Annotated in this window: 22 protein-coding genes; 1 reads left to right on the top strand and 21 read right to left on the bottom strand. The window is 62.1% G+C overall.

Features of this window, described 5'->3' with window-relative positions:
- Window positions 1-24: 24 nt before the first annotated feature.
- From soxX to G7047_RS06225, 9 genes are all read right to left on the bottom strand, one after another.
- Window positions 25-681: a sulfur oxidation c-type cytochrome SoxX gene (gene soxX / locus G7047_RS06265; protein ID WP_166302271.1), complete on the bottom strand. Its 657-nt coding sequence runs from the start codon at window positions 679-681 to the stop codon at window positions 25-27.
- Between the two features lie 20 nt (window positions 682-701).
- Complete coding sequence (gene soxA, locus G7047_RS06260; protein ID WP_166302268.1) at window positions 702-1,523, bottom strand: sulfur oxidation c-type cytochrome SoxA; 822 nt, start codon at window positions 1,521-1,523, stop codon at window positions 702-704.
- A gap of 168 nt (window positions 1,524-1,691) precedes the next feature.
- Complete coding sequence (soxZ, locus tag G7047_RS06255) at window positions 1,692-2,003, bottom strand: thiosulfate oxidation carrier complex protein SoxZ (protein WP_205904726.1); 312 nt, start codon at window positions 2,001-2,003, stop codon at window positions 1,692-1,694.
- A 72-nt stretch (window positions 2,004-2,075) separates the two neighbouring features.
- Window positions 2,076-2,531 carry a thiosulfate oxidation carrier protein SoxY gene (soxY, locus tag G7047_RS06250; protein ID WP_166302265.1) on the bottom strand — a complete coding sequence of 152 codons (456 nt, stop codon included), beginning with the start codon at window positions 2,529-2,531 and terminating at the stop codon, window positions 2,076-2,078.
- Between the two features lie 72 nt (window positions 2,532-2,603).
- Window positions 2,604-3,653, bottom strand: coding sequence for a c-type cytochrome (locus G7047_RS06245; RefSeq protein WP_166302262.1), 1,050 nt, complete (start codon window positions 3,651-3,653; stop codon window positions 2,604-2,606).
- Between the two features lie 7 nt (window positions 3,654-3,660).
- Complete coding sequence (gene soxC / locus G7047_RS06240) at window positions 3,661-5,025, bottom strand: sulfite dehydrogenase (RefSeq protein ID WP_166302258.1); 1,365 nt, start codon at window positions 5,023-5,025, stop codon at window positions 3,661-3,663.
- A gap of 63 nt (window positions 5,026-5,088) precedes the next feature.
- The gene (locus G7047_RS06235) at window positions 5,089-5,415 is read right to left on the bottom strand and encodes a c-type cytochrome (RefSeq protein WP_166302255.1); all 327 of its coding nucleotides are present in this window, start codon (window positions 5,413-5,415) and stop codon (window positions 5,089-5,091) included.
- A 322-nt stretch (window positions 5,416-5,737) separates the two neighbouring features.
- The gene (locus tag G7047_RS06230) at window positions 5,738-6,235 is read right to left on the bottom strand and encodes a hypothetical protein (RefSeq protein ID WP_240939384.1); all 498 of its coding nucleotides are present in this window, start codon (window positions 6,233-6,235) and stop codon (window positions 5,738-5,740) included.
- Complete coding sequence (locus G7047_RS06225; protein ID WP_371813881.1) at window positions 6,232-7,128, bottom strand: MBL fold metallo-hydrolase; 897 nt, start codon at window positions 7,126-7,128, stop codon at window positions 6,232-6,234. Before G7047_RS06225 ends, G7047_RS06230 begins: the two co-directional genes overlap by 4 nt.
- 264 nt (window positions 7,129-7,392) lie before the next feature.
- Between G7047_RS06225 and G7047_RS06220 the strand changes: the two genes are divergently transcribed.
- Window positions 7,393-7,809, top strand: a complete 417-nt coding sequence (locus G7047_RS06220; protein ID WP_205904725.1) for a DsrE family protein — start codon at window positions 7,393-7,395, stop codon at window positions 7,807-7,809.
- 155 nt (window positions 7,810-7,964) lie between these two features.
- Here the strand turns inward: G7047_RS06220 and G7047_RS06215 are convergent, their stop codons facing one another.
- The 12 genes from G7047_RS06215 to G7047_RS06160 all read right to left on the bottom strand — a co-directional run bounded on the left by G7047_RS06215 (window position 7,965) and on the right by G7047_RS06160 (window position 22,456).
- Entirely contained in the window at window positions 7,965-8,270 is a 306-nt protein-coding gene (locus G7047_RS06215; protein WP_166311908.1) for a metalloregulator ArsR/SmtB family transcription factor, read from the bottom strand.
- 369 nt (window positions 8,271-8,639) lie between these two features.
- Window positions 8,640-9,947, bottom strand: coding sequence for an MFS transporter (locus tag G7047_RS06210; RefSeq protein WP_166302252.1), 1,308 nt, complete (start codon window positions 9,945-9,947; stop codon window positions 8,640-8,642).
- A 141-nt stretch (window positions 9,948-10,088) separates the two neighbouring features.
- Window positions 10,089-11,063, bottom strand: coding sequence for an NADPH:quinone oxidoreductase family protein (locus G7047_RS06205; RefSeq protein WP_166302249.1), 975 nt, complete (start codon window positions 11,061-11,063; stop codon window positions 10,089-10,091).
- The gene (locus G7047_RS06200; protein ID WP_371813855.1) at window positions 11,060-11,578 is read right to left on the bottom strand and encodes a MaoC family dehydratase; all 519 of its coding nucleotides are present in this window, start codon (window positions 11,576-11,578) and stop codon (window positions 11,060-11,062) included. Before G7047_RS06200 ends, G7047_RS06205 begins: the two co-directional genes overlap by 4 nt.
- 9 nt (window positions 11,579-11,587) lie before the next feature.
- On the bottom strand, window positions 11,588-12,394 hold the full coding sequence (locus tag G7047_RS06195) for an enoyl-CoA hydratase/isomerase family protein (RefSeq protein ID WP_166302246.1): 807 nt from the start codon (window positions 12,392-12,394) through the stop codon (window positions 11,588-11,590).
- A gap of 14 nt (window positions 12,395-12,408) precedes the next feature.
- On the bottom strand, window positions 12,409-13,995 hold the full coding sequence (locus tag G7047_RS06190; RefSeq protein WP_166302243.1) for a class I adenylate-forming enzyme family protein: 1,587 nt from the start codon (window positions 13,993-13,995) through the stop codon (window positions 12,409-12,411).
- A gap of 2 nt (window positions 13,996-13,997) precedes the next feature.
- Window positions 13,998-15,002, bottom strand: a complete 1,005-nt coding sequence (locus G7047_RS06185; protein WP_166302240.1) for a nitronate monooxygenase family protein — start codon at window positions 15,000-15,002, stop codon at window positions 13,998-14,000.
- Between the two features lie 38 nt (window positions 15,003-15,040).
- Window positions 15,041-15,838, bottom strand: coding sequence for an enoyl-CoA hydratase/isomerase family protein (locus G7047_RS06180; RefSeq protein WP_166302237.1), 798 nt, complete (start codon window positions 15,836-15,838; stop codon window positions 15,041-15,043).
- Between the two features lie 9 nt (window positions 15,839-15,847).
- Window positions 15,848-17,095, bottom strand: coding sequence for an acyl-CoA dehydrogenase family protein (locus G7047_RS06175; protein ID WP_256376819.1), 1,248 nt, complete (start codon window positions 17,093-17,095; stop codon window positions 15,848-15,850).
- 14 nt (window positions 17,096-17,109) lie between these two features.
- Entirely contained in the window at window positions 17,110-18,168 is a 1,059-nt protein-coding gene (locus G7047_RS06170; protein ID WP_166302234.1) for a phosphotransferase family protein, read from the bottom strand.
- A gap of 354 nt (window positions 18,169-18,522) precedes the next feature.
- On the bottom strand, window positions 18,523-21,219 hold the full coding sequence (locus G7047_RS06165) for a LuxR C-terminal-related transcriptional regulator (RefSeq protein WP_371813854.1): 2,697 nt from the start codon (window positions 21,217-21,219) through the stop codon (window positions 18,523-18,525).
- 52 nt (window positions 21,220-21,271) lie between these two features.
- Window positions 21,272-22,456 (bottom strand): acetyl-CoA C-acetyltransferase, encoded by a 1,185-nt coding sequence (locus G7047_RS06160; RefSeq protein WP_166302228.1) that lies wholly within the window; start codon window positions 22,454-22,456, stop codon window positions 21,272-21,274.
- Window positions 22,457-22,530 lie beyond the last annotated feature (74 nt).

The raw sequence follows: 22,530 nt of genomic DNA, 5'->3' as shown, positions 1-22,530 counted from the left end.
CCGGCTGCTTCGGGTTCTTTCCTGCTATTTGTTCACTGGCGAATTCGGGTCCACCAGCAGCGCCACGAGGTCCTGCACCTGTCTTTCTGTCAGGATCTTTTCATGTCCGAATCTTGGCATGCCGGAGCAGGCGTTGTAGGCCTTGGCGTTCCAGATCTTGCCCCAGGTGTATTCGACGATGGCCTTGGCTTCGGGGCTGTTCGGGTCGACGATGCCCCGTATCTTGCCGTAGTTGTAGAGGCTGGGGCCGAGCGTGCCGAACGAGATTTCCTGCTTGCTGATCTGGTGGCAGTTGTAGCAGTTGCCGCCGTTGGCGTCGCCGGGCTTGTCGGTCCAGGTCATGCCTCGGCCGTTCTGCGCGAGCTTTTCGCCCTCCTTCCAGTCGCCGAGGAACTTGCCGGCCGTGGGCCATTGCACGCTCTTGAGGTTGTCGGCTTCGAGCTTGGCACCGAGTTTCGCGTCGATGGGCTTGCCCGCCGCATCAGCCGCGCTGCAGGCGGCGTTGGTTTCATCCTGCTTCAGACGGTCCACCTTGGCGATACCCTGATCGCGGAACGATGCCGTGACGATCTGCTGCGTGAGCTTGTCGACGTCTGCGGCGCTGTCGACCGAGGCGCAGCCCAGCACGATCAGCGACGAGGCGACACCCAGAACAGGCAACCAGTGATTACGTTGTGTCATGCTGCTGTCTCCCGTTCTGTTCATCGCTTGATGGCAGGCGCCGTGGCCTCACCGCCCTTGCCGTTCACACCCATGTAGACGCCCAGCGCAATCGTGGCGTCACTCGCGTAGCCCGGATACGGAAAGCGCTGCTGACGGAAGCAGTCATTGAGGCGCCTTTGCATACTCCAGAGCTCGCCCGACGACACGCGGTAAGCAGGCCAGGCGCCGAAGCCAGCGGCGGCACCGGGGTTCTTGGTCAGATTGGGCAGATCCTGCAGACGAATGCGCTTGTCGTCCGCGCCGTGGCAGGTGGCACAGGCAAAGTCGTGCGGCCCACCGCGCAGGTAGAACATGCGCTTGCCAACTTCGTACATCTGCTTTTCCTGCGCGTGGTTCTGCGGCAGGTTGAACTTCATGCCCTTGGATTCGGCGGAAATCCAGGCCACGAGGCCTTCCATGTTTTTCTGCTCGTCCTTGCCGAATGGCGTAGCGGCGATCTGCTTGGCATCCAGCCCCTGCAGCGTCTCCATGCAGGTCAAGAGGCGCGATTCGAGATCCTGCACCTTGCCGGTGTCGGCAAAGTAGCGCGGCAGCTCCACGAACGCCCCCTTCACCACGCCCGGGCCCTTGCCCAGATCACAGCGCTCCATGGAGGCGTTCCTGGGCCCCCGCTTCTGCTTCCACAGCGCTTCACCCTTCATCTCGAACAGCTCGGCGGGATTGCCGTCCTGCAGCATCTCGCGGTATTCCGCGATGCCATCGGCCGTGCTCTTCTGCGCAGCAGCGGGCGATACCGCCCCCAGCAGCGACAGCATTGCGACAGCGGCCAACGGCACAAGGCCTTTCGTGGTACGTCTCATGGGTGTCTCCATTGTTGTTGTGGGAAATCTTGAAAGCGCGAAGCGGGCAAGCGGCAAGCCACGCGGAGCGACTCGGGAGCTTTGTCTCTATCCATCCATCTCGACGCATCCACCCGCGGCCGACGCGCCGGCGGATGCCCCTCCCATCGAGCGGCGAGGTCACTCCAATCAGCTAACCGTGGCCTCGTCGGTGCGGGTCTCGCCCTTGTTGTCCTTCCAGGTCACGGAGAGCTTGTCGCCCGCCTTCGCGCCCTTGAGGTTGAATTGCAGGAACGGGTTCTTCGACACGGCCGGGCCCCACTCGGCGCGAAAAACCGGCTTGCCGTTGAGCGACGCCGACACATCCTGAATGAACCAGGCGGGGATCACCTGACCGTTGGCGTCCTTGCGTTGGCCGGTCTCCATTTCGTGGGACATCAGAACGCGGACGGTGACTTTGTCGCCAGCTGCTTGGGCGCGAATGCGCATCGGATCGGGCATGTTCTTCTCCTTGTCTATCTACAAATTACGCGGGTTCGGTGCGTGTTTTTGTTCCATCAATCAATCGATCAATCAGCCGCCGCAGCCGCCGAGCGTGACCTTGACTTCCTTCTTGGCGAACAGCGCCTTGCCATCGTTGGTGATGGCGACGGCGTAAACGTCGGAGGTCTGGCCGAGCTTGGCGCGCGTGAGGAAGTTGGGCTCAAGTGCGTCGGACACGTCGAACGACGCCACCAGCGTGTTGGGATTCTTTTCCACCAGAATCAGCATGTGCTTGACGCCGGAGAGCGTGGTGGCCGCGCCGAGCGGCACGACCGCGCCGTTCTCAGCAATATCGGGCGCGGTGAGCGTCACGTCCTTGCTTTCGGCGGGAGCACCTGCGCCCATGGCCTTCATCACGTCGGCGACGGTCTTCGCGTCGAACGCAGCCTTATTGAAGGCGAATGCCGTCTGCGGCAGCAGGCCGGCAGCGAGCAGCATGCCCGTCACTGCGGCGGAGTTCTTCACTGCTTGTCTACGTGAAATCATGTCATCTCTCCTTGCGAATCGTTTGTTGAGTCGTTGTGTGTTCAATGTTTAAAAACTGATGCGCGTGGGCCATCACTTGGCCGCGCCCGCAAGCCACTGTGCAATGGACTTGGCCTCATCATCACTCAAACCGGGCTGCGGGGGCATTGGGATATTGCCCCACACGCCCGCACCGCCGTTCTTGATCTTGCCTGTCAGATAGTCCACCTGACCCGCGTACTTCTTGGCGATCTCGCCAAATCCAGGACCGACGATCTTCTGCTCCATTCCGTGGCATGCGATGCAGGCGTTCTTCTCGAGCAGCGCGGTCGGCACCGATCCAGCAGCGGACTTGGCCGGAGTTTTATCAGCAGGTGCGACAGGCTTGGTGTCAGTCTGCATGCCGTGTTGCGCGCCCACGGGTCGATTCTGGTCGGCCAGGTTGCCGTGGTTGTTGCTCGCATGATCGGGCAGCTTGGAGCGCACCTGCGGCTGCGGACCACAGTTGCTCATGCAAGCCACGGCCCTGGTGTCTGGCTTGGCGTTCTTGGTGAACTCGTTGCCGGGCCACATGGCGTGCGCGGTGGTCATGCCGTTGCGGTTGGGCATCTTGGCCTGCACCTCGGCGATGTTCTTGTCGCTGAGCGTGAAGTCCTGCGGCACAACGTCGGCCAGATTCAGCATGTACGCGGTGACCGCATAGACCTCGTCGGGCGACAGCGACTTGGGCGCATTCCACGGCATGGCGCGGTGGATGTAGTCCCACACCGTCGAGATCGTCGACACCTTCATGAAAGTCGTGCGGCCGGGGAACGAAGCGTCCTTCAAACGAGCGACGTTTCCGGTCTTGATGTCGTCCTTGGTCGTGCCACCGATCAGCGGCGAGAACACCTCGTTCGACTCGCCAAACACCCCGTGGCACGAGGCGCACTTGGCCTCCCACACGTCCTGGCCCTTTTCGACCGAGCCCGAGCCCATGGGCAGGCCCTTGAAATCGGGACGTACGTCGATGTCCCACGCCTGCACTTCCTTAGGCGTCGCGTTGCGGCCCACGCCGGTGTACTTCTCGGCCGCGCCCTGCGCAAACGCGCCCGACACGCACAGGCCCGACAGCAGCAGCGCGGCGGTTTTCATGGCTTTCATCCCGGATTTACGCGAGCTGGACATTGACCACCTCCCCGTCCTCACGCAGCGCCCAGGACTGAATCGAGTTGTTGTGATAGATCGAGCGCGAGCCACGCACCGCGCGGTTCTGTTGGTAGGTCGGCTGTACATAGCCGGTCTCGTCCATCGCGCGGCTCTGGATGATGGCGGGCTTGCCGTCCCACACCCAGTCGATATTGAAGCGCGTGAGGCACTTAGCTAACACCGGCCCTTCGAGCCGTGCGGTGCGCCAATTGCGGCCACCGTCCACGCTCACATCCACACGCTTGACCTTGCCACGCCCGGACCACGCAAGGCCTGTAATGTTGTAGAAGCCCTTGTCGAGCAGCATCTGCCCGCCCGACGGTGTGGTCACCACGCTCTTGCATTCCTGGATGCTGGTGTACTGGCGGTGCTGACCATCGGGCATCAGGTCGATGTAGTGCACCGCCTCATCCTTGGTCGCATAGGGCATGTCACCTACCTCGATGCGACGCAGATATTTCACCCAGCTCACGCCCTGCACGCCCGGCACCACAAGGCGCAATGGATAGCCCTGCTCGGGCCGCAGCATCTCGCCGTTCTGCCCGTAGGCCACGATCACCTCGCCCGAGGTGATGAGCTCCATCGGAATCGTGCGCGTCATCGACGAGCCGTCCGCACCCTCGGCGAGGATAAATTTGCCCTTCTTCAGATCAGCGCCTGCCATCTCGAGCAGCGTGATCAGCGGCACACCCGTGAACTCGCTGCACGAGATCATGCCGTGTGTGTACTGCACCGTCGGCACGGCCACATTGCCCCACTCCATGCCGGTGTTCGCACCGCACTCTATGAAGTGAAAACGCGACACTGCAGGCAGGCGCATCAGCTCGTCCATCGTGAACACCTTGGCGCTCTTCACGAGGCCGTTGATCATCAAGCGGTGCTTCGACGGATCAATGTCCCACCAGCCCTGATGGTGCCGTTCGAAATGCAGACCGCTCGGCGTGACGATGCCAAACAACGACTGCAGCGGCGCGAACGAGACTGAGGCCTGGCGCGTCTGCGTGAGCCCCGGGCTTTGGCGACGCTGCACATTGGCTTCATATTTCGACGGCTTGCCGTAGCCTTCGGCAGCCACCGGTTGCCCCAGCCCCTTGGTGTGCGCCGGCATCTCCAGAATGTTTGGATCACCCTCACCCACATTCGGCACGTTCTGCCCGCCCTGGGCCAGCGCCGACGTCGCGGCAGCACCTGCGGCCGCTGCCGCGAACGCACTGCGGATGAAACTGCGACGCCCCGCTTTGGCCTCGGCAAACACCGTAGCCACACCATCGCCTCGCACAAAATTCTCCGGAGCCTTACGCAACCGACCTGTCATCTGGTTTTGCATGTGTTGTCCTCAGGTCTTCTCCATGGGGCCATTCGACACGGAAGTCGAAACCCGCTGTGCCGTTTACTTGGCGCCACCCAGAATCCAGCCAGCCAGCGTGCTCGCATCCGCATCGCTCAAGGCCGCCTGTGCAGGCATCGGAACCGGGCCCCACTTGCCCGAACCACCCGCCTTGATGCTCTTGGCCAAGGCAGCCTGCGCATCGGACTGACCGGCATACTTCTTCGCAACGTCCAGATAGGCCGGTCCGACCAACTTCTTGTCAACCGAATGGCAGGCCATGCACGCGTTCTTCTGCGCCAACGCCAAATTCGCCCAGCTCGGAGCCGCCACGCCCAGACCACCCACCACACACACCGCCGCCAACGCGTAGCCACGAATCCGCTTCATCGTCTTGTCCTTTATCTACATATAAGCATGTATTTATGTAATCAATTATCCAATGTGATCCCCATCAAAAGCCAACGGGTTTTCCCCCGTTATTCAAGAAAGGAATGACGAAACGAACATTGCAAAACAGCCCATCTCGAACGAATTGGATTTCAGATTTCGGATTTCCAACAGCAGCCCACCAAAGCGCAGCGAGCACTCGATCCCGCATCCCAACGGCAAGACAGGCTCTCAGGCAAGGCTTCGCAACAACGCATGAGGGCCTGTATTGCAGCCCGCAAACGACCCACCAATCGTCACCAGAGGTGGCGTAGAACCAAAATCAACGAACGGCAGACCGAGCCAAAGCGACACGTTCATCCAGATAGGCCGCGTAGAAGTCCGACGTGGATCCACCGACCAGCCGAGGGGCAACTTCCCGAGCATCCCGCCCATAGAACAGCAAGGTAGGAGCGGCATCGATCTGCAACTGCTTGACCAACCGCCCATGGGTGACCTCATCCCCCTGCCAGTTGCGCACTGGTTCACGGGACAGAAAATGAATCTGCGTCACCACCCGTCCCGCGCGCAGCTCCGACACCAGATAGTTCTCACGCGCCACTTTGCAGAACGGACAGCCCTGCAATGTCGCGAGCACAATCAACGGCTCACCGCGAGCAAGCGCTTGTGCCAGACTCGCGCGCAAATCAGTCGTCGTGGGCAGTAAGCGCTCCGAGGCATCCTGCGCCGCAGCCGACGCAACCGACGCAATCCCAAACCATGGAACACCAGCCAACGCCACCATCCCACGCACCACCGCTCGGCGATCCACGCGCATCATGGCTTTTCCTGCTCCATCAGCAGATAGGTGTTGTAGGCATTCATTCGGTTGGCTTCCTTGAACAGCGGATAGCCCTCGAAGCGCGACCAGTCGGTGGCTTTGTAGGCATCGTCAAATGGATCAAGATTCTGCGCCGCCTTGGCCATCGCGGTGCGCAGGAATTCGAGATAGTCGCGCGTCAGTTGCATGTCCTTCCCGGGCTCTTCGGACGCAGGGCCGTGTCCCGGCACCATCACCTTGACTGGCAGCTTCAGCAGCGCATCAAGCGCCGCGATCCAATGACGGCTGTCGGCCTGGCCCACATACGGGATGCGCTTGCGAAACACCACATCGCCGATGAACAGCACGCCACTTTGGGGCAGGAACACGGCGGTGTCTTCCGGCGTGTGTGCGGGACCCATGTGCTGCAACACGAACTCGGTGCCACCGATCTTCAGCGTGAGCGCATCCTTGTCCATCCACTCGTCGGCCGTGACCATCTGCGTTGACGCATTGATCCACGGCGCGAGCTCGGTGCGTGAGGCTTCGAGCCGCAGGCGCGCGGTATCGGAGTTGATGTACTCCTTGGCCTGTCCATTCGCGATGATCTTCGCGCCCAGCGCCTTGAATACCTGCAGCCCGTAGATGTGGTCCGCGTGGTAGTGCGTGAGGATCACCGTGCTGATCGGCTTGGACGTGATCGCCTTGATCTTCTTCACCAGCTCCTCGGCCAGCGCGGGCGAGCCGAGCGCGTCAATCACCACCACGCTGTCGTCAGTCACCACAAAGCCCGCGTTCGAAATGAAGTTCTGATTGGCCGGCGAGCCCAGAGCGGAAACGCCCTGCACGTAGTAGACATTCGGCGCGACGCTCTTGACTTCCATCTCCACCGTGGCTGCTTCGGTGGTCGACATGTCGGGAGCAACAGTCACCTGCGCGAGCTGCATGGCAGCACCGTGATCGCCATGTGCAAAGGCCGGAATCTGCAGGCTTGTCAACACGACAACGCCTGCCAACCAACGCGAACCCTGAACTAACATGCGCAGCATCTCCAGTAGTTATTGGATCAGCATCATCAGCTGACGTGAATATCCTTGCTGGTGCTAATATAAGTCACCAGCGATATTTTGGGGCTGGACATACAACCAAAGCAACCCATGCATAAAAAGGAGCCCAATATGTTCAAGCGTGTCTTTCTCGCATTTTTCCTGACCCTGATGGCCGGCCTGTCATTCGCCCAAGACGTCAAGGTGGTCTACCACGTCAACACCGGCGTGGAAACCGCAGCCGCGATTCTCAACAACATCAACAACCATCTGAACGCCGCCCCCAAGGACAAGATCGTCGTCGTCACACATGGCCCTGGCATCGATTTTCTGCTGAGCGACGCCAAGGACAGCAAGGGCCGCGAGTTCAGCGGTCAGGTCAGTGCGCTGGCCTCCAAGGGCGTGGAGTTCCGCGTCTGCAACAACACCCTGCAATCACGCAGCATCGACCCGGCCAAGCTGCTGATGGAGACCTCCATCGTTCCCTCGGGCGTCGCCGAAGTCGCACGCCTGCAGGCCAAGGAAGGCTACGTCTACCTCAAGCCCTGAGCGGCTTCACTTCGGTCTCCCATGCAAAAAGGGCAGCCAATCGGCTGCCCTTTTTGCTGGAGTCGAGCACCAAACGCCAAAGGCGCTCGAACATCAATGGAGAAGAAAAATCTCTGCGCAATCTACCTAACCCGTCTCGCCAAAGACGGGAAAGTTCAGTCGTCCATGGCCATCTGTAGGCATACGCTGCGGCACATCTGCACCACCTTCTCGTTGGTGATGTAGTAATAGATGCTCACCCCTTCACGGCGACGCCCGAGAATGCCGGCCTGGTAGAGCGTGTTCAGGTGCTGGGACATGTTGGGCTGCGTGGTGTCGATGGACGACAGCAGTTCCGACACGTTCTTTTCCCCGTTGCACAGCGCACTGATGATACGCAGCCGCATAGGCGCAGCCATGGCACGAAACAGCTCGGCGGCGTTTTCGTAAACACGGTCGTCATCGATCACTTCGGTGTCCATGGAGGGCTCCTGCATTCGGTTGAGCAACAGCTGGCGGCCAGTGGAATACTTGCCGAAATCAGCGACATATTGATTGCGGCGCGACAGCGGCCAGTTCTTGCGTATAGACATATGGAAAAGTGTAGGCTCACTACCCCACCCCGCACAGAACCGGAATCTGCCACATCTGTTGTGTATCAATGCCCTCAGATTAAAGCGCAAACACATGTTTGCGCGCAACAACATCCCGTCCGGTCAAGTTGTGATCATATTGGTACTTCTGTATTTTTGATGATGTTTTTGAAACCGTTTGCTTGAACATTGCAAGAAGTAAGGAGCCAGACTCCCTAGCGGAAGCAGGCCCCTTTGAGAACGTCAAACAGCTCCCGTTCAGGTGACAGATCGTCCGCGATCACGGTGGATCGACAGAACACCGATCAGTCCGATGATGGCCGCTGCAATCACAAAAAACGCAGGGGACTGTTTGTTTTCCGTTACCTGCACCAGCTTCACCGCCACATACGGAGCCGTGCCGCCCGCGATGATGACGCCAAAGTTCCAGCCTGAGGCCACACCGGTGTAGCGGTATTCAGGCTTGAATAGCAGGGGCAGCAGCGTGTAGGCACTGACCTGGGTTGCCACGGTGTTGAGCATCAGCACCACGTAGGCCCATGTGGCGACCGTCAGGCTTTGCCCCATCAGACCCATCATCGGATAGGTCAGCACGATGTAGCCGATCAGGCCAACGAGCATCAGACGCCGCAGCCCGATGCGGTCCCCGATGATGCCCCCGACCGGCATCAGCAGCGCCGAGAGACCAATCGCCAACGTGGCAACCCAGTACACGCTGCCTGCTGGATAGCCCAGCTGCTTGACCAGATGGATGCTCATGTAAGTCAAGCCGATGTAGGCCGTGCCATTGGTGGCAGCGCTGATCGCGGTGGATTGCAGCAGTGCCTTGGTCTGCAGACGGAAGATCGCACCGATGGGCGAGTGCTCCTTCTTCTCGGGCTTGCCTTCGTAGGTTTCCTTCACCCGGGTACGTGCCCAGATGCATAGCAACGTCAGCGGCAGCGCCAGCAGGAACGGAATGCGCCAGCCCCACGAACTCATCTGCTCCGGCGTGGTGAAGGCGGTGACCACCCCTGCCACGGCTGCGGCCACTGCGAACCCGCCGGTCGAGCCCATGGGAGTGAACGCGCCGAACGTGGCCTTCATGTGCGGCGGGGACGACTCCGAAATGAAGGTCGCCGAGCCGCCCACCTCACCACCCGCAGAGAAGCCCTGCAGCAGCCGCACCAGAACAAGCAAGGCGGTTGCGAAATATCCCAGTTGATCGAACGTGGGAAGCAGCCCCATCAGCGTACTGCCGATACCCATGCAGATCAGCGTTCCAAGCAGCGCTGTCTTGCGCCCGTATCGGTCACCGATGTGGCCGAAGAAAATCCCGCCCAGGGGTCTCACCACATAGGCCGTGCCGAACACCGCCAGCGCGGCCAGAAGCGAGACCGTGGGATCGCCGCTCGGGAAGAACAGCGGCGCGATCACCACCGCCATGTAGCCATACAGACTGAAATCGTAATACTCGATCAGGGTGCCCACGAAACCCGACACTGCGGCGCGCTTGGCGTCGGCAGGTGCTCCGTTCTCACTGGCCTTGGCCACGGCGTCAGCGGTCAGGGTGTTTGCATTCGTCATGATTCATCCATTCGGAAAATGGGTTTGGATAGAGGACGACCCATGGGCCGCCCTGGCGATCACGCCTGCATCCGCATGACGATCTCTGTCGTCGATGTCCACGCAGGTTGTCCAGACGGAAACGGTGAAGATGAAGTGGTTTCAGGGCACGACAACTCCTTTGCCCATGGCCTTGCGCTGACGGACGGCCTCCAGCGCAGCAGGTGTTTCCTCCAACGAGAAGCGTTGCGAAATCAGGGGCCGGATGCGACCTGCTGAATACAGATCCGCCAGCGTCCGGATGTCACCCTCGACCCTTGAGCGCTCGCGCTTCAGGTAGTCGCCCCAGAACACACCGACGATGGCGCATCCCTTGAGCAGCGGCAGATTGAGCGCGATGCGCGGAATCTCGCCGCCCGCAAAGCCGATCACCAGAAAACGCCCACGCCAGCCTACACTGCGCAAAGCAGGCTCGCTGAAGCGGCCACCCACGACATCGCAGACCACATCGACCCCGCGTCCGCCCGTGATTTTTTTCAGCCGCTCGCGCAGATCCTCGTGCTCGTAGTCGATGGTCTCGTCGGCTCCATGAGCACGGCAAACAGCCAGCTTTTCCGCAGACGATGCGGCAGCGATCACCTTGGCACCGAGCGCCTTCGCGAGTTCGATGCTCGCAATGCCCAGTCCACCTGCAGCCCCCAGCACCAGCACCGTCTCGCCTGCCATAAGCTGAGCCCGGTCCCGCAGCGCGTGGTATGCCGTTCCATAGGTCATCAGGAACGAGCCCGCGACGTCGAACGGAAGCCCGGCAGGCATCGCAAAAAGCGCCGGCGGCTGCACGCGGATCTGCCGTGCAAACGCGCCCCAGCCGACGAATCCGATGACCTCCTGACCAGCCACGAGATCCGGAACATCCGCGCCAACCTCCTCAATCACGCCGGAGAACTCGCCACCAGGGCTGAACGGCAGCGGGGCCTTGATCTGGTAGCGATCTTCGATGATCAGCGTGTCGGGAAAGTTGATCCCCGCCGCCTTGACGGCGACCACCACCTCACCGTGGCCCGCAGTCATCAATGGCTGTTCAAGCACCTGAAGCGACGAGGGTGGTCCGAATTGAGTGCACATCAACGCCTTCACATCGGGCCTCCTTTTCTGTTTCTGAACTGGCGGCGAATCACCGACTCCGCCACAAGGGCGGGTTTGCTCTGCCCTTGCAGCTCCACGGTCACGTTGAACAGCATTTGCACACCGCCACCAGCCTCGCTCACCTCACCCAGCACAAACCGGCTGCGCACCCTGCTGCCCGAGCGCACCGGCTGAATGAACCGCACCCGGTTGAGTCCGTAGTTGATGCCTATGTCGCAGAACGGCAACCACTGCGGCAAAAACTCCTCGTAGTGCTTGCCTAGCAAGGACAGCGAGAGAAAGCCGTGCGCAATCGTTCCACCAAACGGCGACTCCTGCGCCGCGCGTTCGGGGTTCACATGAATCCACTGAAAGTCACCCGTCGCCTCTGCGAATCTGTCGATGCGCGTCTGCTCGATCAGGGTCCAGTCGCTGCAATACACCTCGGAGCCGACCTGCGTGAGCAGATCCTCCAGATCACGACAGATGCTTTTCACCACCGGATCAGCCATTGGCATGTTGTCCATCACGCCCTCCTATCGTCCGGTGAAAACCGGATCGCGTTTCTGCAGAAATGCCTGCACGGCCTCCTGAAAATCCGCCGTCATCAGACCCAACACCTGGGCGTGGTTCTCCAACTCGATGGCGGCCTTCAGGCTCGACGCATCGAGGTTCTGCCACATCAGCTTCTTGGTGTGTGCCGTGGCATAGGGAGCGTTTCCGGCGATCTGGCGCGCACAATACAGCGCGCGCTCCAGCACCGCGCCCTTGTCCACCACATCGCTCACCAGCCCGATACGCAAGGCTTCTTCTGCAGCAACCGCACGGCCGCTCAGCATCAATTCAAAAGCGCGGCCTGCGCCGATGAGTCGCGGCAAGTGGTAGCTGATGCCGCACTCGCCTGCGGTGATGCCGATCTTCACCGCGCCCACATGAAATGACGCCTTGGGGTCTGCAAATCGGATATCGGCCGCCAACGCCATCGCCATGCCCGCACCCACAGCGACGCCATTGACCGCCGCGATGACGGCAAGAGGCGTGTCCCGCAGGCGCTGCACCAGCCCGGCAAAGGTCTGCTGCAACTCCATGTGTTCTGCGACGGACGCGCGAACTCCTCCGTTCGCATCCAGCATCGATTTGAGGTTCAGACCGGCGCAGAAGCCGTCGCCTTCTCCCGTCAGGATCAGCACGCGCAGTGAAGCATCGGACAGCACCTGATCGAGCAGGCAGTGAATGGAGCGCAGGTCGGGCAGACTCAGCGCATTGAGTTGCTTGGGTCGTTCCAAGCGCAGCAGGGCAATGCCTGGCTGCACAGTTTGGATGGAAGCTGCAGGTGTTTGCATGTCGCGCTCCCTTTTCAACCCAAGGTGGCCAGCAGCTCTTCGCGCAGCACGCGCTTGAGCAGCTTGCCGTTGGCGTTGCGGGGCAGCGGGTCATGGCTGACCGTGAAGCTCTCCGGCACCTTGTAATCCGCCAGACGTTTGGCGCAGAAGCTGCGCAGCTCAACTGCTTCGGCCTCGCTGTGCTCGCGCAGCGTGATAAACACATGGACCCGCTCGCCCAGCACCGGGCACGGCTTGGCGACCACGGCGGCCTCGAGCACCGCCGGATGCTCGCACAGTGTGTTTTCCACCTCCACGCTGAAAATCTTGTAGCCGCCGCGATTGAGCATGTCCTTGCGGCGATCCATCACGTACAAAAAGCCCTGCTCGTCCACGCGTCCGACATCACCGCTGCGCCAGTAGCCGCCGATGAAGTTCTCGTCCGTCGCCTGCGGGTTGTTCCAGTAGCCCTTGGCGACCATCGGCCCCTTGAGCCACAGCTCGCCGATCTCGCCCACAGGAACCTCGCCACCCTGCTCATCCATGACCGCAATCTCCGCGCAGGGCAAGGACAAGCCAACGCTGTCGAGATGCTCGCGCGTCAGATGCGCTGGCATCACTGCCACCGGCGAGGTCGTCTCGGTCGCGCCGTAGCAGTTGGACAGGCGCAGCGCCGGAAGCCACTGCCCGAGCCGGTCGATGGTCTCCGGCGGCATGGGGGCGCCGCCGAAACCGCCCACCGTCCAGGACGAGAGATCATGCTCGCGATGATCCTCCTGCAGCAACAATAGCTGGTACATCGCCGGCACCATGATGGTGAAGTTGATGCGCTCGCGCGCCGCCAGCGGCAACAACTCGGTTGCCTTGAAATGCGGCACCACGATCAAGGTTCCACCCAGTCCCAGCGTGACCGCCATGATCGCGGCAAGGCCAGTGACATGGCTCAGCGGCACGACGGCGCAACCGCGCACGTTCTCATCAAGCCCCAGCGACTGCGCATAGTGAAGAATGGTGTGCACGATGCCAAGATGCGTGAGCATCGCGCCCTTGGGAAAGCCGGTGGTACCCGAGGTGTAGACCAGCATCGCCAAATCTTCTTCATGCACCTCGACGGCTTGCGGCAGCGGTTCGTGACGAAGCAACGCGTCAAAATTATCAGCGCCACCGATGCCCCCAACCTTCACCTTGTGCTGGAGCCCGGGCGTGTCTTCCATGCCGTTCACAACCTGAACGAGCGAGGCTTCGTGGATCAGCACACGGGCACCGCAATTGCGCAAGATGTATCCAATGCCGGCCGATTGATCGCGCACGCTGAGCGGCACCACCACCGCCCCAATTGCCAGAATGGCGTAGGTGGAGATCACGAATTCCGCACCATTTCCTAGCAGCAGCGCGACGCGGTCACCGCGTTCAACGCCGCGCGAACGCAAAGCCTCAGCCACGCGCAGCACCTGGTTCTCGAGCTGTGCCCAGCTCAATCGCTTCGCACCGCAGATCAATGCGTCGGCATCGGGCCGTTTCTGCGCCGCGTCGCTCCACATCGAGAGCACGTCGCGCGGCCTGTCTTTGAAGCAACGCAGCACGCGTTGGTCGTAATGCTGTTCGAGTCGAATGTTGGACATGCTCAGGCTTCCTGAAAAATTCCGGCTTCTTCTTCAACCGCTGCCCACCGGGATGCCTGGGAAAGCGCCTCGCGGCATTCCCGGGCCATGCGCGCAATGAGCTCATCACAGGTCGGTAGATCGTGGATGAGCCCGACCACCTGACCGGCCCAGACCAATCCGCCATCCACGTCACCGCTGTGCAAGGTGGCACGCCCGCGCTGGCCGGCGACGAGCGGCTGGATCTCGGCGAACTCGCAGCCACCCGCGCGGCGTTCGGCAGCAACGACCTGTTCGGATATGGCGTTCTTGAGAACCCGGCCCGTGTTGCGGAATGAGCGGAAGATCAGGTTGGTATCACGCTCACCCGCATTCACCAAAGCCTGCTTGATATCGTCATGGATCGGTGCCTCGACGGTCGCGCAGAAGCGCGTGCCCATGTTGACGCCCTCAGCGCCCAGCGCCATGGCCGCCGCCATGCCCCGACCGTCGGCAATGCCGCCTGAGGCGATCACTGGAATGCGCAGCGCGCGGACCGCCAGCGGAATCAGAACCAGCCCGCCCACGTCGTCTTCCCCGGGATGCCCCGCGCATTCAAAGCCGTCGATGCTGATCGCATCCACGCCATTGCGCTCCGCCGACAACGCGTGGCGCACGCTGGTGCATTTGTGGACGATGCGCATGTTGCGCCGCTTGGCCTTTTCGATGAACGCGACCGGGCTGTTTCCCGCCGTCTCCAGCACCTGCACGCCGCAGTCGATGGCGGCATCGAGATAGGCCTCGTAGGGCGGCGGATTGACCGACGGGAGAATGGTGAGATTCACACCAAACGGTTGATCCGTCATGCTGCGGCAACGCGCTATCTCGCGCGCCAGCGCCTCGGGCGTCGGCTGCGTCAATGCCGTGAGCACGCCAAGCCCACCGGCGTTGGATACCGCCGATGCCAGCTCTGCCGTGCCCACCCATTGCATGCCGCCCTGAATGATCGGATAACGCGTTCCGAGCAGTTCCGTGATGCGTGTCTTCATGTGATTCATATGCCTTGCATTCACAAAATGGAAAGTGGTCAGATGCCTTGAAACCGCGCTGCACGTTTCTCGCGGAATGCGCTGATTCCTTCACGGAAGTCGGCCGTGCCCGAACACGCGACAAAGCCCTCGGCCTCTGCATCCAGATGCGCATCGATCCCGTGCTCGGACGACTTGCGCAGCAGCTTCTTCATGCGGCCCAGCGCCTGCGTCGGCCCGTTCGCAAGACGCTGCAGCAGGGCCTCGACCTCCGCGTCCATGGATGCGACCGGCACCACCCTATTGACCAGCCCAAGGCTCAGCGCCTCTTGCGCATCGACGGTGTCGCCCAACAGCGCCAGTTGCATGGCGCGGCGCAGCCCCAGCACACGTGGCAATCCCCAGGAGGTGGAGCAATCACAGCTCGCACCGATCAGCGGATAGGCCACCGAAAATCGCGTGCCCTCTGCAGCAATCGCCAGATCACAGGCCAGCATCAGCCCCAGCCCACCACCCGCCACGGCACCCTGCACAGCACAGACCACCGGTGCGTTCATCGAGGTCAACAAGCGGATGCCGCCATGCATTCCAGCGATCAGCTCTGACGCAGCCTGTGCAGGATCCGCGAGCATTTCATCGAGGTCGCCGCCCGCCATGAACGCACGGCCTTCACCGCTGACGAGCACGGCGCGCACGGCTGCATCAGCGGCAATGTTCTTGCACGCCCGATGAAAGCCCGCAGCCATCTCGCGGTTGATGGCGTTGAGCGACGCGGGCCGGTTGAAGCGGATGTGCGCCACCGCGCCTTCGCGCCAATGCAGCACGCTGCCTGAAGTGTTCTTCTCGGGATAGGTCATGCTCAGCCCTCAGGTCGCGCTGTAGTAGACGGCCGTGGCACCGAGGTTCTCGCGGGCCTTGGACAGCTCGGCGCGCGCAATCGCCCGCAGATGCACCTCGTCCGGGCCATCAAAGAAACGCATCGCGCGGCCCCAGGACCAGAGGTAGGACAGCGGTGTGTCCGGCGTAATGCCCATGGCACCGAACACCTGAATGGCGCGATCCAGCACGCGCGTCTGCAGTTGCGCCGCCACCAGCTTGATGGCCGAGACATCAATATGCGCGGCCTTGTTGCCGTAGGTATCCATCTTCCACGCGGCCTGCAGCACCAAGAGGCGCGCCTGATCGATCTCCACGCGTGACTGCGCGATCCAGTCCTGCACGTTGGCGTAGTCACTCAGGTGCTTGCCGAAAGCACGGCGTGTCAGCGCCCGCTCGCACATGAGATCCATGGCCAGCTCGCACTGCCCCATCGTCCGCATGCAGTGGTGCACGCGACCGGGGCCGAGGCGTGCCTGGGCCAATGCGAAGCCCGCGCTCTCTTCGCCGAGCAGATTGCTGACCGGCACGCGCACATTGGTGTAGGTGACTTCGCAATGTCCTTCGGGAGCATGGTGGTGCATGATGGCCACGTTGCGCTCGATCTTGAAGCCCGGCGTGTCCATCGGCACGATGACCATCGAATGTCGTTGGTGGCGCGGCGCGTCGGCGCTCTCGTTCGTCACGCCCATGACGATGGCAAATTGGCAGTTCGGATGCAGCGCGCCCGTGGTGAACCACTTGCGTCCATTGATCACGTACTCGTCGCCCTCGCGACGGATGGTAGTGCAGATGTTCGTGGCATCGGACGAGGCCACGTCGGGCTCGGTCATCGAGAAGCACGAGCGGATCGTCCCGTCCATCAACGGCACCAGCCAGCGCGCGCGTTGTTCCGGCGTGGCGAAGAGGTGCAGCAGCTCCATGTTGCCGGTGTCTGGCGCATTGCAGTTGAAGACCTCCGACGCCCATGGCACACGGCCCATGATCTCGGCCAGCGGGCTGTATTGCATGTTGGACAGACGCGTGCCGGGCTCGTCGTCGCGCAGACCGGGCAGGAACAGATTCCACAACCCGGCCTCGCGCGCCAGCGCCTTGAGCGGTTCGACGACTTCGGTGGGATAGACGCCGCTCGCGGCGATGCGCTCGTAGTCGTGATAGCGCGGCACCACATGGCGGTCCATGAACTGGCGCAGCGTCTGCTGCATCTGCTGCGTGTCTTCTGGGTATTGGAAATTCAAGAACGTCTCCTCAGTCAAATGGCAACCGCTGGCGAATCGATGGCCTCCAGCCCGCGTTGGGCCAAGGCTCTGCCGATGGCGCCCATCTCGGACGCGTTGTCGGCTACGGCATTGCCACGTGCGGCGCGTGCGGCAATGCCCTCGAAAATGACGGCCCAGCGCATGAATGCGAAGGCCCAGTGAAATGGGGTGGCCTGACGTGCCGGGGAGCTGCGCCCGGACTGCTGGTAGTAATGCGAAAGATAGGCAGCCTCCGACGGTATGCCAAGCGCCACGAGATCAAGCCCCCGCAGGCCGCCGAATTCTTCCGGCAACGTGCGCCAAGCCACCGTGTTGAAGGCAACATCCGCCAGCGGATTGCCGAGCGTGGAAAGCTCCCAGTCCAGCACCGCCACCACCTTGGGTTCAGTCGGGTGAAACAGCAGATTGTTGAGCTTGAAATCGCCATGCGTCAGCGTGGTCTCGTCGTCAGCAGGCATGTGCTTTTCGAGCCACGCGAGAAGCTCATCGATGGCGGCGTTTTCGCGAATGCGCGAGAGGTCCCACTGCTTCTGCCAGCGACGCAACTGGCGCTCGAAGTAGCCGCCTTCGCGTCCAAAATCCGCCAGTCCCGCCTTGCGCCAATCCACCGCGTGCAAGGTGGCAAGCGTATCGGCCATGGCCTGATAAATCGCGCCGCGCTCGATGGGCGTCATGCCGGGCAGATCGTTGTCGTTGAATACCCGGCCCTCGACCCGCTCCATCAGATAGAAAGGCGTGCCGATCACATCGTCACCTTCGTGATAGAGCACCATCTGCGGCACCGGCAGCGCGGTCGAGGCCAGCGCCTGCATCACGCGATACTCGCGGTCAATGGCATGCGCCGATGGCAACACCTCACCGGCGGGTTTCTTGCGCAACACCATCCGGCGATTGCCGTAGCTCACGAAGAAGGTCGGATTGGACTGCCCGCCGTTGATGGCCTGCAGTTCCATGCTGCCGTCGAGCACTGGAATGTGCGCACGCAAAAAGGCATCGAGGCGTTCCGGATCGAAGCTCCGGGCGACGGCGGATGTAGAGCTGGTTTGAGTCATCGGGCCAATGAAATATCGGATGCAGCAATGAAGGGCACGCAAAGAAACAGGCACAGTTCTTCCGCAGGCATGAGCGGTTCATGTCTTTCAGAAAGGTCTGTGGAACTGCGTGACAGCGCCGTCTCAGGGCGGCTTGCGTGCTCTTTGCGTGATTTCTTGTGGCGTAGTCGGTCAGCGAACCGACAAGCGCGATGGCCCGAAACCGGCAACGCGATTCAGTGGACGGATGCAGCCGCTGGTGAGGGATGTGAACATGATTTGTCTCCTGTCTTTCATTTGACGCAATCATGCAGCCACCCACCCCACCCGGCCCCACCCGAGGTGGGTGGCTCGGGTTTCCCCCTGCGCCGGGAGTCAGCGATTCACCAGCCCAAGATCACGTGCCCGCGCCACGGCGTCGTCGCGCCCCACCACCTTGAGCTTGGCGTAGACGTTGCGCAGATGCCATTTCACGGTCTCGGGCGATATGCCCAGCACCTGTGCGATGCGCTTGTTGGACATGCTGTGGGCCAGCGCCCGCAGGATTTCCAGCTCCCGCTCCGACAACGGCTCGAGGCTGGATGCATCGGCGGGCTGGTGCACCGGTCGGTACTTCTGCGACTGCTGGTGCAGCCTGTCGACATAGAAAGCCAAAATGGGATCGCTCGCCCCAAGCGTCTCGACGCAGACATCCGCAAGCGACAGCGCCGGATCTCCGAAATCCAGCACGGTCCGCACCAGTCCCAGTCGATGCCCCAGCAGCAGGGCATCGCGCATGACTTCCAGCGCACTCTCGCGATGTCCCTGTCGGCTCAACAACAAGGCGCGCAGCAGCAGCGTCGCACATTGATCCCGCCGCTGAAGCAATGGCGTGTCATCCCTGCCCCGCTCGCCCAATGCGGCCAGTGCCGCCTGGTCTTCGAGATTCGCCTCGTGATAGAGCGCCTGCGTGTACTTCGCTACGCCGAGAATGCGCAGGCTCACCGGGCCACTCGTACTGCTTGCACCATCTGCACTGCTCGCTTCGCCATGTCGCTGGGCCAGCAACTCCAGCTGATGCAGCACCTGACGAGCGCCGTCCATGTCGCGCATCTGCATGAGGCAGCGCACGCGCTCGCTCATCGCAAAGGCCAGCAAGCGATCCAAGGATCGGCGGTGCGCGATCTCCTCGATGCGGGCCAATCCCTCGATGGCCTCGCGCGGATTGCCATCCAGACGGCTCTGCCGCGCGCAAACCAGCGCCACCGTCACCAGCGCATCGGGCAACACCACCCGCTCCGTCGTATCGAGCCGTCCATCAAGCAGTTGGCGCAGCTCTTCGAGTTCGTTGATTTCGTAGAGCACCGCCGCCAGATAGGCCGCTGCATTGCAGGCCATCTCGCTGTGGCGGCCGAGGACTTTTTCCGCATGCGCGAGTGCGTCGCGCAGCACCGACTCGGCATTGCGCACATCGCCCGCGTACAGCCAGGAGAGCCCGCGCAGCGACTGCGTCATCAGATGGCCGAAGGCCGAATCGAGCAGCGGCGTGCCGTCCTCGCGCAATGGCGGCATGCCCTGCAGCACCTCGCGCGCCTTTTCATACTCCGCCGTGTGCCCATACATCCAGCCCAACAGATTGCGTTTGCCGCCAACCAGCACCGCATCGTCCCCTTGCTGTATGGACATCAGATCGGGCATCAGCGCATGCGCAGTTGCGAGATCATCCTCCTGCAATGCCAGAGAAAATGCCAGCAGCACGCAATGGGCGCGGCCTTCATGATCATGCTCGCCGAGCTGGCTGCGCAGCGCGTTCAAGGTCTCGTGACAGGCTTCCAAGCGAAAGTAGCAGAGCTGCGTCCATCCGAACCACAAAAGCAGTGGCGGGCGCGTGTTGACGATGGCCCGGGGCAGTTCGGAAACGGCGCGAACCAATTGCTGCAGCTCACCATTGAGAAACAGCTCGCGCGCCCAGCGCTCCACCCAATCCGCCGCCTGCTCCATGTCCCCGGCCTCTACCGCGTGGTGCACGGCATCGCGCAGATGGCGCCTCGCTCCCAGCCACCTGGACAGGGCCAGATGCGTGGCTTGCCTCTCTTCCTGCGGCAGAGACTTGAAGCGGTTCAGCAGCAGTTCGCGAAACAGCGGATGAAACCGATACCAGCCCTGCCCCGCCACATCCTGCAACGGCAAGACGAACAGGTTTTCCCGCTGCAGCCGCTCCAGCAGGGCCGGCCCCACCAGATCTCCGGCCACCGTGTTGGCCAACGCCTGATTGAAGCTGCGCGCGACCGCCAGCCGCGTCATCGCATGAATCTCGTCCTTGTCCACGCGGCACAGTACCTCGCGGTTGAAGTAGGCTGTGAAATCCTGCGCATTCTGCACGGGCGATGCCGGGGCGCGCGGCTGCAGCGCGAGCAACTGCAGGCCGGCGGCCCAGCCATCCGTATCCTCCAGCAGCTTGCGCGCGAAGGCCGGGCTGCAGGTGCGCGGCTGGCGTGCCTGCAGATATTGCTGCACCTCCTCCAGCGAGAAGCGCAGTTCCCTCGGCCCGATCTCTTCGAGCATGCCTTGGTCACGCAATCGCGCGAAAGTCAATTGCGGCAGGCTTCTGGAGACGATCACCAGCCGCAGCGGCGGCGGGGCAAAGTCCAGCAGCGTCTGCACCACGCCGCTGACGCGCGTGTCGAGCATGTTCTGCCAATCGTCGATCACCACCAGCAGCGGACGACTGCGGGCCAGCAAAGCACGCAGCAACGCAATCGCGATAGCATCCGCGCGCGCCTCGCCGCCCCGGTTGGCGAGCAGCCGCGCCTCGCGCGCGATGTCGCGGTCGACGCGGTCCAGCGAATCGAACAGCGACGTCATCAGCGACTGTCCATCGTCCCCGGGCTGGACTGTCACCCAAGCCTCGTCATGCCCAAAGGTCAACGCCTGCGCGCGCCACTGCAGCGCGAGCGAGGTCTTGCCGCTGCCAGCAGGCCCATGGATCAACAGGCAGGTCTTGTGCCGCGCCTCCGTCAGACGCGACAACAGATGCTTGCGCTCAATGCGCCCAGGCTCCAATCGGGGAGAGGTGTGGCTTGTCTCGATCACTGTATTTATATGGGCAAAGCATGTTTGTCCCCTATGGTGCCACGACTGCTGCCTACAGGCGCTCTATGACCGTCACATTCGCCATCCCCCCGCCCTCGCACATGGTCTGCAGCCCGTAGCGGCCGCCACGTCGATGCAGCGCGTGGACCAGCGTTGCCATGAGCTTCGCCCCAGTGCCGCCCAGCGGATGCCCAAGCGCAATCGCGCCACCGCTCGCGTTCATGCGTTCGGGATCGGCGCCCAGCGCCTGCTGCCAGGCCAGTGGAATCGACGCAAAGGCCTCGTTCACTTCGTAGAGGTCGATGTCGTCCAGCTTCATTCCGGCGCGCTTCAAGGCCAGCTCGGTCGCGGGAACCGGTGCCTCCAGCATGATCACCGGGTCATGTCCCAGCACGGTCATGTGGTGAATGCGGGCCAGCGGCTTCACATTCAGGCGTCGCAGGCCGCGCTCATTGACGATAAGCACGCCGCTTGCGCCGTCGCACATCTGGCTGGCATTGGCGGCCGTGATCACGCCGCCTTCCTGCAGCAGCTTGACGCTCTGGATGCCTTCGAGCGTCGCCTCGAAGCGAATGCCTTCGTCCACTGCATGCATGTCGGAGCCCGGCACGCCATTGGCATCGGCATCGCGCACGGCGATGGGCAGGATTTCCCGTTCGAACCATCCCGCCTTGCTCGCCGCTGCCGCTCGCTGGTGACTTTGCAGCGCATAGCGGTCGAGCGCATCCTTGTCCAGACCATATTGGCGCGCAACCATCTCGGCACCGACGAACTGACTGAAGACCGCATCGCCATACCGCTCTCTGATCGCCGGGCTGTGGTAATGCCCCAGACCCGCCTTCTGCGCAAGCGCGCCGGGACTGCCCATGGGCACGCGGCTCATGGATTCGACACCGGCCGCGATGACCATGTCCATAGCGCCCGACATGACGGCCTGAGCAGCGAAATGGATGGCTTGCTGCGACGAGCCGCATTGCCTGTCGATGCTCGTACCCGGCACCGACTCCGGCAACTTCGACGCCAGCACCGCATTGCGCCCCACGTTGGTGGACTGCTCACCGACCTGACTGACGCAGCCCATGAACACGTCATCGACCGCTGCAGGATCAGCACCGACCTCATCCACCAACGCATCGATGATCTGCGCGGCCAGGTCCACCGGATGCCAACCGGACAGTCGGCCGCCACGACGCCCCCCTGCCGTGCGCCTGGCGGCAACGATGAATGCTTCGGACATAGAACTTCCTTGTCTCCGGATGATTGAAAAAATACGGATCAGTCTATGGCGCAACGGTGAGCGCCCCACCACCC

It is taken from the genome of Diaphorobacter sp. HDW4A, assembly GCF_011305995.1.
Classification (GTDB): Bacteria; Pseudomonadota; Gammaproteobacteria; order Burkholderiales; family Burkholderiaceae_C; genus Diaphorobacter_A.
The sequence above is the reverse complement of the archived record's forward strand: the minus strand, read 5'-3'. Positions and strand labels throughout refer to the sequence as shown.